The sequence below is a fragment of the Nostocoides australiense Ben110 genome (assembly GCF_001050535.1).
Taxonomy (GTDB): domain Bacteria; phylum Actinomycetota; class Actinomycetes; order Actinomycetales; family Dermatophilaceae; genus Nostocoides_A; species Nostocoides_A australiense.
In genome coordinates this window covers 647556-659461 of record NZ_HG764815.1, presented here as the reverse complement: position 1 = coordinate 659461, position 11906 = coordinate 647556, and the positions used below count along the sequence as shown (strand labels likewise).

The 11906-nt window shown below is 68.7% G+C and carries 10 protein-coding genes; 3 read left to right on the top strand and 7 right to left on the bottom strand.

The features are described from left to right. A partial coding sequence (locus BN11_RS03080) for a 3-phosphoshikimate 1-carboxyvinyltransferase (protein WP_162213149.1) occupies positions 1-880 on the top strand: 880 nt, incomplete at its 5' end. Continuing rightward, positions 877-1893, top strand: a complete 1017-nt coding sequence (gene rsgA, locus BN11_RS03075) for a ribosome small subunit-dependent GTPase A (protein WP_048694321.1) — start codon at positions 877-879, stop codon at positions 1891-1893. The genes BN11_RS03080 and rsgA, both read left to right, overlap by 4 nt. Before the next feature lie 136 nt (positions 1894-2029). On the opposite strand, the gene BN11_RS03070 is transcribed toward rsgA, so the two are convergent. The 5 genes from BN11_RS03070 to BN11_RS03050 form a co-directional block, all read right to left on the bottom strand. Beyond that, a complete protein-coding gene (locus tag BN11_RS03070) occupies positions 2030-3304 on the bottom strand; it encodes an ABC transporter ATP-binding protein (protein WP_083433490.1) in 1275 nt (424 codons plus the stop codon). Next, entirely contained in the window at positions 3297-4346 is a 1050-nt protein-coding gene (locus tag BN11_RS03065) for an ABC transporter ATP-binding protein (protein WP_083433489.1), read from the bottom strand. Before BN11_RS03065 ends, BN11_RS03070 begins: the two co-directional genes overlap by 8 nt. 9 nt (positions 4347-4355) lie before the next feature. Continuing rightward, the gene (locus BN11_RS03060; RefSeq protein WP_083433488.1) at positions 4356-5282 is read right to left on the bottom strand and encodes an ABC transporter permease; all 927 of its coding nucleotides are present in this window, start codon (positions 5280-5282) and stop codon (positions 4356-4358) included. Continuing rightward, positions 5275-6201 carry an ABC transporter permease gene (locus tag BN11_RS03055; RefSeq protein ID WP_048694319.1) on the bottom strand — a complete coding sequence of 309 codons (927 nt, stop codon included), beginning with the start codon at positions 6199-6201 and terminating at the stop codon, positions 5275-5277. Before BN11_RS03055 ends, BN11_RS03060 begins: the two co-directional genes overlap by 8 nt. 239 nt (positions 6202-6440) lie before the next feature. Then, positions 6441-8126: a peptide ABC transporter substrate-binding protein gene (locus tag BN11_RS03050; RefSeq protein WP_048694316.1), complete on the bottom strand. Its 1686-nt coding sequence runs from the start codon at positions 8124-8126 to the stop codon at positions 6441-6443. Between the two features lie 277 nt (positions 8127-8403). On the opposite strand from BN11_RS03050, the gene hisN reads away from it, so the two are divergent. Continuing rightward, the gene (gene hisN, locus BN11_RS03045; protein WP_048700687.1) at positions 8404-9195 is read left to right on the top strand and encodes a histidinol-phosphatase; all 792 of its coding nucleotides are present in this window, start codon (positions 8404-8406) and stop codon (positions 9193-9195) included. 10 nt (positions 9196-9205) lie between these two features. Here hisN and BN11_RS03040 read toward each other — a convergent pair whose 3' ends face one another. Both BN11_RS03040 and BN11_RS03035 read right to left on the bottom strand, forming a co-directional pair. Beyond that, positions 9206-10564 (bottom strand): M16 family metallopeptidase, encoded by a 1359-nt coding sequence (locus BN11_RS03040; protein WP_048694312.1) that lies wholly within the window; start codon positions 10562-10564, stop codon positions 9206-9208. Beyond that, on the bottom strand, positions 10564-11847 hold the full coding sequence (locus BN11_RS03035; protein ID WP_048694310.1) for a M16 family metallopeptidase: 1284 nt from the start codon (positions 11845-11847) through the stop codon (positions 10564-10566). The genes BN11_RS03040 and BN11_RS03035 overlap by 1 nt, the downstream gene beginning before the upstream one ends. Positions 11848-11906 lie beyond the last annotated feature (59 nt).

Here is an 11906-nt window from a genome sequence, read left to right as displayed (position 1 = left end):
GCGGGGCGGGCTGCCCTTCACCGTCGCGGGCAGCGGCCAGGTGCGCGGCGGCGAGGTGACCCTCGACGCCTCCGCCTCGTCGCAGTTCGTGTCCGGCCTGTTGTTGTCCGGGGCGCGGTATGACGACGGGGTCACCGTCCATCACGACGGCAAGAGTGTCCCCAGCCTGCCGCACATCGAGATGACTGTCGAGACCCTCCGCGACGCCGGCGCCGTCGTGGACGACAGCGAACCGCACACGTGGCGCGTCGAACCCAGTGAGATCAACGCGCTCGACGTGGTCGTCGAGCCGGATCTGTCGAATGCCGCCCAGTTCCTTTCGGCCGCCCTCGTCACGGGGGGGCGGGTGCGGATCCCCGGGTGGCCGCAATACACCACCCAGGGCGGAGACGCGCTGCGCGACATCCTCGACCAGATGGGAGCGGAGGTCCACCTCGACCGCGACGGGCTGACCGTCGCCGCCGGTGAGGCGATCCACGGCATCGACGTCGACCTGCACGACTCCAGCGAGTTGACCCCCGTGATCGCCGCGTTGTGCGCGGTGGCCGACGGGCGCAGCATCATCCGCGGCGTCGCCCACATCCGCGGGCACGAGACCGACCGCATCGCGGCGCTGGCGACCGAACTCGAGCGGCTCGGGTGCGAGGTGGCCCAGACCGCGGACGGCCTGCGGATCACCCCTCGCCCGCTGCGCGCCGCCCGCTGGCAGACGTATGCCGATCACCGCATGGTCATGGCCGGCGCCGTCCTCGGGCTGGTCACCCCGGGCCTCGTCGTCGAGGATGTCGGCACCGTCGCCAAGACCCTGCCCACCTTCGTCACGCTCTGGGACGACATGCTGCGGCAGGGTGGCACACCGCGGGCCGGGGGCGGTCGGTGAGCCGGCGCGACTGGGACGAGGACGATGTCCGGGTCCGCCCCAACCGACGTGGCTCTCGTCCCCGGTCCAAGGACCGTCCGGCACACAGCGACGCCGAGATCGCCCTGGTCACCGCCGTCGACCGGGGCCGTTACACCACGCTGCTCGAGGACGACGGTGACAAGCGGGTCGTCCTGGCCATGAAGGCCCGCGAACTGGGCCGCAAGGGCATCGTCGTGGGTGACCGGGTCGGCCTCGTCGGCGACACCGGCGGCGGACCCGATGCCCTGGCCCGCATCGTGCGCATCCAACCGCGCACCAGCGTCCTGCGGCGCACCGCCGACGACACCGACCCCGTGGAGCGGGCGATCGTGGCCAATGTCGACCAACTCGTCGTCGTCTCGGCGCTCGCCGACCCGGAGCCGCGGCCACGGCTGATCGATCGCTGCCTCGTCGCGGCATACGACGCTGGGCTGGACCCGCTGCTCGTGCTGACCAAGGCGGACCTGGTCGACCCGGCCGGATTCCTGGCCAACTACGCGCCGCTCGAGGTCCCCTATGTCGTGACCTCGACTGAAGGGTCAGACTTTGCCGGGCTCGAGAGCGTGCGAGGACACCTGCACGACCGGGTGAGCGTGCTCGTCGGGCACTCGGGCGTCGGCAAATCGACGCTCGTCAACGCGCTCGTGCCACAGGCCGACCGGGCGACGGGCGCGGTCAACGACGTCACCGGGCGTGGGCGGCATACCTCCACCTCCGCCGCGGCTCTCCCCCTGCCCGACGGAGGGTGGGTCGTCGACACTCCCGGCATCCGCTCTTTCGGGCTGGCTCACGTCGACCTGGCTCGGATCATCGTCCACTTCCCCGACCTGGAGCCCGGCACCGAAGAGTGCCCCCGCGGGTGCACGCATGACGAAGTGGACTGCGCCCTCGACGACTGGGTCGCCTCCGGCAAGGCCGGACCTGCCGGTCCCGCCCGCTTGGACAGCCTGCGGCGCCTGCTGCGCACCCGCAGCGCCCAATCGGGCGACTGAGGCACGCGGCAGCCGCGGCAGACGATCTATGAGAGCGTGCGCGCGACGAGCGAGTTCAAGGGCCCGCTCATGTGAAGTGCCCTCTCGACGGGTTCTCCCGGTCGAAAGGGCACTTCACATCATCGAGGGACACGCGTCAGGGGCGTGGATCCTCGACCTTGCCCGGGTGACCCTCGTCGTGCATGGTCAGCGAGGACATGTCCGCAGCCCGCTGCTCGGGGGTTTCCTCGACCAGTCCCTCGGCGTCCTGCACGGGGCCGTCCATGCCGGGTTGGCCCTCCACCGCGGCGATGGTCGCGGGGTCGCGCACGTCCGTGTCGGCGAAGCGCTCGTCGGGCTCGACATCGGTGACATCGACGGTGTCGACCACGGCACGCGGCTCCGCGTAGTGACAGGCGGAGAAGTGCTCGCCCCTACCGTCGGGACGCAGGATGAGTTCGGGCACGTCCGTGCGGCACCTTTCCTGGGCCTTCCAGCACCGGGTGTGGAAGCGGCACCCCGCCGGCGGATTCGCCGGGGATGGCACATCGCCCTGGAGGACGATGTGCTCGCGCTTGCCGCGCAGCGTCGGGTCGGGCACGGGCACCGCCGAGAGAAGCGCCTGGGTGTAGGGGTGGGTGGGACGGTCGTAGACCTCGTCCTCTTCGCCCAGTTCGGCGAGCTTGCCGAGGTACATCACACCGACCCGGTCGGAGATGTGACGAACCACCGAAAGGTCGTGCGCGATGAAGACGTAGGCGAGGCCGAGTTCGTCCTGCAGCTTCTCCATCAGGTTGACGACCTGCGCCTGCACCGAGACGTCGAGCGCGGAGACGGGCTCGTCGCAGATGAGCACCTTCGGATCGAGGGCGATCCCCCGGGCGATGCCGATGCGCTGGCGCTGGCCGCCGGAGAACTGGTGCGGATAACGGTTGATGTGCTCGGGGTTGAGGCCGACCAGATCGAGGAGTTCCTGCACCCGCTTGCGCCGACCGCCCTTGGGGGTGACATCGGGGTGGATGTCCAAGGGCTCGCCGACGATGTCGCCGACCGTCATCCGCGGGTTCAGCGAGGTGTACGGGTCCTGGAACACGATCTGGATGTTGCGCCGCAGGGCCCGCAACTCGCGGCCGGAGGCCTTGGCCATGTCGGCGCCCTCGAACTCCACCGACCCGTCGGTCGGAGCCTCCAGGCGCACCAGCAGCCGGCCCAGCGTGGACTTGCCACACCCGGACTCCCCGACGATGCCCAGGGTCTCGCCCTTGTGCAGGTCGAAGGAGACGCCGTCGACGGCCTTGACGTGGCCGGTGGTGCGGCGCAGGATGCCCGTCTTGATCGGGTAGTGCTTGACGAGGTCCTTGGCGCTCAGGATGACTTCGGACGTGGTGGACCGACCGATCTCCGACGCCTTCGGCAGAATGATCTCAGGCATCGATGACCTCCTCGGCGAAGTGGCAGGCGGAGTGCCGGCCGGACGCGACCTCGCGCAGTGCGGGCAGATCGACCCGGCAGACATCCTTGGCCATCCGGCAGCGCGGGTTGAATGCGCAGCCGGGCGGAATCCGCAACAGGTTGGGCGGGAGGCCACCGATGGCCGCGAGAGTCTGGCCCTTCTGGTCCAGGCGCGGGATGGACTCGAGCAGACCGCGCGTGTAGGGGTGCGCCGGGTTCCGGTACAGGTCGTAGACGTTGGCGGTCTCGACCAGCCGACCGGCATACATCACGACAGACCGGTCGGCCACGTCGGCCACAACGCCGAGGTCGTGGGTGATGAGGATGAGCCCCATCTGCCGCTCTTGTTGCAGTTCCTGCAGCAACGACATGATCTGGGCCTGCACCGTCACGTCAAGGGCGGTCGTCGGCTCGTCGGCGATGAGGACGGCCGGGTCGAGCGCGATCGCCATCGCGATCATGATGCGCTGGCGCATACCACCGGAGAACTGGTGCGGATAGGCCTTGACGCGCTCCTTGGCCGCCGGGATCGCGACGCGCTCCATGAGCCGGACTGCCTGCGCCTGGGCATCGGACTTGTTCATGCCGCGGTGCTGCCGGAACATCTCGGCGATCTGCCAGCCCACCGGGAACACCGGGTTCAGGGAGGAGAGAGCATCCTGGAAGATCATCGCGATCTCCGCACCCCGCACCCAGCGGCGCCGGTCGTCCGGCATCGTCAGCAGGTCGACGCCGCAATACTTCACGGCCCCGTGCGGGATCTTGGCGGGCGGCATGTCGAGGATGCCCATAATGGCCTGGGCCGTCACCGACTTGCCGGAGCCGGACTCACCCAGGATGGCCAGCGACTCGCCTTGGTCCAGGGTGAAGCTGACGCCGTTGATGGCCTTGGCGATCCCGTCGTCGGTGTGGAACTCGACGTGCAGGTCCTCCACGTCGAGCAGCCGGCCGTCCACCGGGGTGTAGGTGATCTTGCCGGTGGCATTCGCCGGGCGGATGCCCGGCTGGGTTGTTGTCGTCACAGAGCCTCCCTATCGCGTCTTCGGGTCGAAGGCGTCGCGAATGGCATCGCCGAGCATGATGAACGCGAGCACGGTCAGGCTCAGGAACAGGCTTGGGAAGGCCAGCATGTGCGGCGTGGTGCGCAGGCCGACAATCGCGTCGCTGATCGAGACACCCCACGAGATGACCGGCGGTTGCAGGCCGATGCCGAGGAAGGACAGCGTGGCCTCGGCGGCGATATAGGCGCCGAGGTTGATGGTCGAGACGACGATCAACGGGCCCATCGCATTGGGGATGATGTGCTTACGGATGATCCGCCACGGGCTTGCGCCGAGGGCCCGTGCGGCCTGGACGTAGTCATTGGGAAGCACCTGCATGACGCTCGATCTCATCAACCGGGCCAATGACGGCCAGCCCAGGATGGAGATGGCGGTCACGACCAGCAGGATGATCACGAAATAGGGCTTGCCCCGCGGCTGGGTGGCGGCCATGAACAGGATGGCGCCGAGCAGCAAGGGGATGGCGAAGAAGATGTCGGTGACGCGCGAGACGAGCGCGTCGACCCATCCGCCGGCGTAGGCGGCGAGCGTGCCGATCGCGCCACCGAGCAGCACGGTGAACGTCGTGGTCAGGACACCGACGAGGATCGAGGCCCGCGCGCCGTAGACGACCCGGGAGTAGATGTCGTAGCCCTGAATGTCCCGCCCGAACCAGGCGTTGGCGTTGGGACGCTCGCGAGCCTGCCGCAGGACGGCATTGTCGGGATCGGTGTTGGTGAACAGGCTGGGCCAGATCGCCATGAGCACGAAAATGGTGATGAGCACCAGCGAGACCCAGAAGAGCGGCTTCTTGCGGAGGGCCCGCCAGGCATCCGCGCCCAGCGAACGGGCCTCGCCGACATCGCCGGCGGCGTTGGTTGCCTCGACGGCTTGGACAACAGTCGCACTTTCAGTCATGGCTGATCCTCGGGTCCAGGACGCCGTAGAGCAGGTCCACGAGCAGGTTGACGAGTAGGTAGACGATCACCAGGGCGGTCACGGCACCGACCACCGCGACGCCGTCGCGGTTGTAGATGCTGCGGAAGATGTAGCCACCGATGCCCTGGATGTTGAAGATGCGCTCGGTGACGATGGCGCCGCCGAGCAGGCCTCCGAAGTCGAAACCCACGAAAGTGATGACGGGAATCATCGAGTTGCGCAGGGCGTGCAGGCCGACGGCGCGCTTGCGCGACAAACCCTTGGCGATGGCCGTGCGGACGTAGTCGGCGCGCAGGTTCTCGACGAGGTTGGTGCGCGTGAGCCGGGCGACGTAGGCGATCGAGAGGGAGCCCAGCACGAAGGCGGGCATGAACAACTCGTAGAGCGTGGGCTTGGCGGACACGGTCACGGGGAACAGGCCCCACTTCACACCCAGGAAGTATTGGCAGAGCGCACCGATGACGAACACGGGTATGGAGATCACGAACAGCGTCGAGACGAGGACCAGATTGTCGATGAACCGGCCTTTGCGGATCCCCGAGAGGATGCCGGCCGCGATACCGATGACCACCTCCACCGCGACGGCCATGAGGGCCAGCTTGCCGGTGACGACGTAACGCTTCTTCAGGTCTTCGGTGACCTTCACGCCATACCGGTTGGTCCCAAGGTCGCCGGTCGCGGTCTTGGCGACGTATTTCGCGTAGCGGATGGGCATCGGGTCGTCGAGATTGTGCTCGGCGCGGTATTTCGCGACGTAGGCGGCCGGGCAGGGGCGTTCGCCGCACTTGCCTGCCGTGGGGTCGCCGGGCAGGGCGAAGACCATATAGAAGATCAGGAAGGTCGTGCCGATGATCACCGGGATCATCTGCAGCAGCCGGCGGATGATGTACTTGCCCATGCCACCTCCTCCAGGTCGTGACGAGGCCAGATCTCGGCCTCGTGCGAGTTCGTGAGCTGGAAGTCTCCAGCGAGTCAATGCGTACCGGACCCTATCGCGCCTACCCGCGTCCGATACCCCAACCCGGACTCTCGATTTCTTTTCGGGCGCCGCGAAGTCGTTGGTAGGCAGCCGATCGGCCTGCCGGTGACGAATCATCGGCAGGCCGATCAGTCACGTGGTGACGAACCCGCCACGGGTCACTTCAGCGAGATGCTCGTGAAGTCGGCGGTGCCGAACGGGGTGATCTTCACCGGGTTCAGCTTGTCGGACCAGCCCATGGTCGCCTTGCCGTAGAACAGCGGGATGGTCGGGAAGTCCTCGGCGAGGACGGCCTCGGCCTCCTGGTACTTCACGTTGGCCTCGTCGTTGCTCGGAGCGGCAGCGGCTTCCTTGAGCAGCTTCTCGAACTCCGGGTTGTCGTAGGGGCCGAAGTAGTTGCTGTCCGCGTTCTTGGCGTAGATCGGCGTCAGGTAGTTCTCGATCGACGGGTAGTCCATCTGCCAGCCGTTGCGGAACATGCCCTTGGTCTTGCCCTCGGTGAGGTTGGTGAGGAACTCACCGAACTCACCGCCCGGGGTCGCGGTGCACTCGATGCCCAGGGTGTCGGTGATGCTGTTGCACACGGCGGTGGTCCAGGTCTTGTGGTCACCCTCGGTGTTGTAGGTCAGCGTCAGCTTGCCGTCGTAGCCGCCGGCCTGCTCGAGCATGGCCTTGGCCTTGGCCGGGTCGAAGACACAGGCCTCGCCACAGGCGTTGGCCTTGTAGCCGGACACGACCGGGGAGACCCAGCCGGTGGAGACGGTGCGGGTGCCGTTGAAGATCTGCTTATTGATCGTCTCGCGGTCGATGGCCATCGAGAGCGCCTTGCGCAGTTCCGGCTTCGCCAGCGTCGGGTCGGCCTTCGGGTTCATGCCGATCCACTGGATGGTCGCGGTCTCACGCTGGGCGTTGCGGTCGGTCAGCTCGGTCTTGTACTTGTCGTCGATCAGGGCCGAGACCGGGATGGCCGTGAGCAGGTCGAGCTGGTTGGCCACGAGTTCGTTGTAGGCCGCGTCCATGTCCTGCATGAACTTGAAGGTGATCTTGTCGATCTTGGCGGTGTTGGTGCCGGAGTAGTCAGGGTTCTTGACCACGACGATGCTCTGGCCCTCGGTCCAGGACTCGAACTTGAACGGGCCGGCGCCGACCGGGGCCTTACCGAAGGCCTCGGGGTCGCTGAAGAACGACTCCGGCTGCGGGGCGAAGGCGGTGTAGCCCAGGCGGACCGGCAGGTTGGAGACCTTCTCGGTGGTCTTGATAGTGAAGGTCTTGTCGTCGACGACCTTCAGGCCGGTCATCTCCTCGGCCTTGGGCTTGCCCGTGCCCTCGCACTCCTTGCCCTCTTCGGTGCCGGTGCACTGCAGGGCGTCGAAGCCCTCGATCGGGCCGTAGAAGTAGGAGCCGCCCTGGCCGTTGGGGCCGTATGCGGTGTAGTTCCACGCCTTGACGAAGCTGTCGGCCGTGACGGGGGTGCCGTCGGCGAACTTGTAGTCCTTGAGCTTGACGGTGAAGTTCTGGTTGTCGTCGGTCTCGATCGACTCGGCGATGTCCATCTCCGGCTCGGCGGTGTCGGAGTTGTAGTGGACCAGCTTGGCGGTCAGGGTGTCGAGGACGTCACCACCACAGGTCTCACTCGTGTTGCCGGCGATGAGCTGGTTCTCGGGCTGGCAGCCGTTGACGGTGATCTCGCCGCCGGAGGCGCCGGTGTCGCCGGACGCGCTGGCACTGCCCGTGGCGCCACCCGTGGCGCTGGTGGTTTCGCTGGAGCCGCCGTTACAGGCCGCCGTCAGCAGGGCGAGCGCCGAAACACCGGCGACCGCAATCGTGCGAGTAGTTCCTCGCATGGATTTCCTCCTACATGGGGTTAAAGCCGCCGCCGGGTCGGGGCGGTTGCCCGGAGCCTGCGTCCCCCGATCGAGGAGGCTCCGCGCGCGCCGCGGTGCGCCGCGCTCCCCTATGTAAGTCTACGTACCTGCCAATGGCGACCATCACGACGCCTCCGAGACAGAAATGTGACCCAGCCGTGCCACAAGCACGACATTTCGGCGTCGGTCGCGACGCGCAAGGGAAAATTGTGACCAGTGAGGCGAATCGGCTGGGCCGCCCACTACCGTGGCCCTCATGCCGGCATACGACGACGATCTGCGTCTGGCCCACGTCCTCGCCGACGCCGTCGAGCGGGTCACGATGCCCCGCTTCAAAGCCACCGACCTGCAGGTCGAGGCCAAGCCGGACCTCACCCTGGTCAGCGACGCCGACCGCACGGCCGAGGAGGTGCTGCGCGCCCAGCTCGGCCGCACCCGCCCGCGCGATGCCGTCCAGGGCGAGGAGTTCCCCGATACCGGTCACGGCCCGCGCCGGTGGGTGCTCGACCCGATCGACGGCACCCACAACTTCGTCCGCGGGGTGCCCGTCTGGGCCACCCTCATCGCCCTCATCGACGGCGACACGCCAATCCTCGGTCTCGTCGCGGCGCCCGCGCTGGGGCGCCGCTGGTGGGCGGCGCAGGGCACGGGCGCCTGGACCGGCCGCAGCATCACCTCGGCCAAGCGGATCAAGGTCTCCGGGGTCCGGTCGCTGGCCGACGCCTCGATCTCGGTCTCGAGCGTGACCTCGTGGGCCGCTTCCGGACGTCAGACGCCGATGCTGCGCCTGATGGAGAGGTGCTGGCGCGACCGGGGATATGGCGATTTCTGGTCCTACATGCTCCTGGCGGAGGGCGCGGTCGACATCGCGGCCGAGCCCGAACTCGCCCTCTATGACATGGCCGCGCTCGTGCCGATCGTCACCGAGGCGGGCGGGCGTTTCACCGACCTCGCCGGCACCGACGGGCCGTTCGGCGGCAACGCCGTCGCCACCAACCGCCTGCTGCACGAGCAGGTCCTCGCCGCCCTCACCCCTCAGGCCGGCTGACCCCCGCCCGCTAGTTCGCCACGACGGTCACCGCGCCGCGCCCCAACGCGCGGATCTGCTCGGCATACGCCGCGGCGTCGCCGACGACGACGATGCACCACCGGCCGTCGACGAACCGCCGGTATGCCGCGTCCAGATCGCCCACGCTCAGGGCACCCATCGCCTCGAGGTTGTCGGTCGTGAACGTCATCGGCAGCCCGTCGAGCACCAGGCCGGCCGCCTCCTCGGCCACGGCGTCGGCCGTCGCGAACCGCCCCGGGGCGGTGCCGCGGATGAAGTCGACGCCCTCCACCCGCTCCCGCTCCTCGAACCCCTCACGGGCCCGGTCGAGGATGTCGAGGACGAGTTCGAGTGCGGCAGTGGTCACCTCGGTGCGCACCGACCCGCTCGTGACGAAGAGCCCGCCGGCCCGCCGCGGCCGGAAGGAGGCGCGCATGCCGTAGGTGTAGCCCTTCTCCTCGCGCAGCACGGCGTCGATCCGCGCGCTCGGCGAGCCGCCGACGACGAACCCGAGCACCGGGTATGCCGCCCACGCCGGCTCCACGTGCCGGTCCGGTCCGGCGCAGGCGACGGAGATCTCCGACTGGACCGAGTCCGGCCGGTCGACGAGCACGATCCGCCGGGCGTCGCCCGCCTGCTTGGGCGCCGTCAGGGCAGGTTGCACCGGCACCGGCAGGGGCGTCCACTCCCCCAGCGTCGCCGCCAGCAGCCCTGGCACGTCGATGCCGCTCAGGTCGCCGGCGATGACGAGGCTGGCGTGCGTCGGCCCGATGTGGGCGGCGTGGAAGTCGGCGATATCGGCACGCGTCACCCCGCGCACGGTCTCCGCGCTCCCCGCCGTGGGGCGGCTGGCCCGCTCGGAAGGGTCGTAGAAGGTCGCGGCGAGCTCGCGGGCGGCCCGGTGCGGCGCGGAGGCGCGTTCCTGCTCGAGCTCGGCGAGCCGGGAGCGCACCATCCGGCGCACCTGGTCCTCGGGGAACGCCGGCTCGGCCACCGCCTCATACAGCAGCTCCAGCGCGGCCCCGAGATTGCGCGCCGGCGCGTCGATGTCGACGTGCATCCCGCCGTCGGACAGGCCGGCGGCGAAGGCCACCCCTTTGCGCTCGAGGAGTTCGGTGAACTCGTCGGTGGTATGCCGTGTGCTCCCCTCGTCGAGCAGGCGCGACATGAGCGACGCGACGCCCTCCTTGTCCCGCGGTTCGGCGCGGACGCTGAGGGGCACGACGAGGCGCAGCGACACCACATACTGCCCGGGCAGGTCGTAGGTGTGCACCCGCAGGCCGTTGGGCAAGGTGGTGCTCGCCGGCAACGGGAAGGACCACGGCCCGGCGGGGGCGACGTCCGGGCGGGCGGGCAGGCTCTCGGTCATCAGGCGGCCTCGGCGTTCTCGTGGGTCAGATAGGCGACGACGGCGCGCGAACTGGGCGCGAGCCAGGCGCCCGCAACCCGGCGGACGTCGTCGGCGGTGACGGCGGCATACCGGTCGAGCAGGGTGTTGATATGGCCGGCGTCGTCGTGCAGCAGCGCATAGTGGCTGATCAGGTCGGCGCGTTCCTCCTGCGAGGCGAGGGCGTGCAGCCAGGCGCGTTCGGCCTGGGCGAGGGCGGCTTCCATCTCGACGGCGCTCGGCCCCTCGGCCCGGAAGCGCTCCAACTCCTCGACGAAGACCTCCTCGACCGCTGCCGGGTCGGCGTCCTCGGCGAGGTCGATCGCGATCAGCCCGAGCGAGACGCCGTCGACGAATCCCATGGCCTGACCCTGCACCGAGTTGGCGACCTGCTGTTCGCGCACCAGCCGGCGCACCAGCCGGGACATCGACAACCCGGCGAAGGCCTCGATGGCCAGGTCGGCCGCGAGGAAGTCCGCATCGCTCTCGACGGGCAGCCGGAAGGCGATGTGCAGCCGGTCGTTGGGGACATCACCGACGACGTCCAGGCGCGCGGGGGCGGCGAGGGGCGGCAGCTGCGGGAGGTTCGGGCGGCTCTCGCCGGGCGTGGCGGGCAGGCCGGCGAAGTAGCGTGCCACGCGCGCGAAGCCGTCCTCGGGCTCGATATCGCCGACGAGGGTCACGACGGTGTTGTCCGGGCGGTAGTGGGCGGTGAAGAAGGCGTGCACGTCCTCGACGCTCGCGGCGTCGAGGTCGGCCATGGATCCGATCGTCGGATGGTGATAGGGGTGGCCGTCGGGGAAGACGGTCGCGTACACGTCGCGCATGGCGTTGCCATAGGGCGCGTTGTCGTAGCGCTGGCGCTTCTCCTCCTTGACGACATCGCGCTGGTTGTCGAGGTTCTCCTGGTTGACCGCCTCGAGGAGCCCGCCGTGCCGGTCCGCCTCGAGCCACAGGGCCAGGTCGAGGACGCCGACGGGGATCGTCTCGAAGTAGTTGGTCCGGTCGAACCACGTGGTGGCGTTGAGCCGGCCGCCGTGCCCCATGAGCAGGCTGAAGTGCTCCCCGCTCGCGACCTGGCGCGACCCCTGGAACATCAGGTGTTCGAAGAGGTGGGCGAAACCGGTGCGACCCGCCACCTCGTGCCGGGACCCGACGTTCACCCAGAGATTGACGGTGACGGTCGGGACGCTGTGGTCGGGAGAGATCACGACGCGCAGCCCGTTGTCCAGGGTGCGCTCGTGGATCGGATAGTCCAGGGGCATGGGGACACGATAGAGCCCCGAATTTAGGTAAGACGGTTGGGCGGTTATAACCGCCGAGG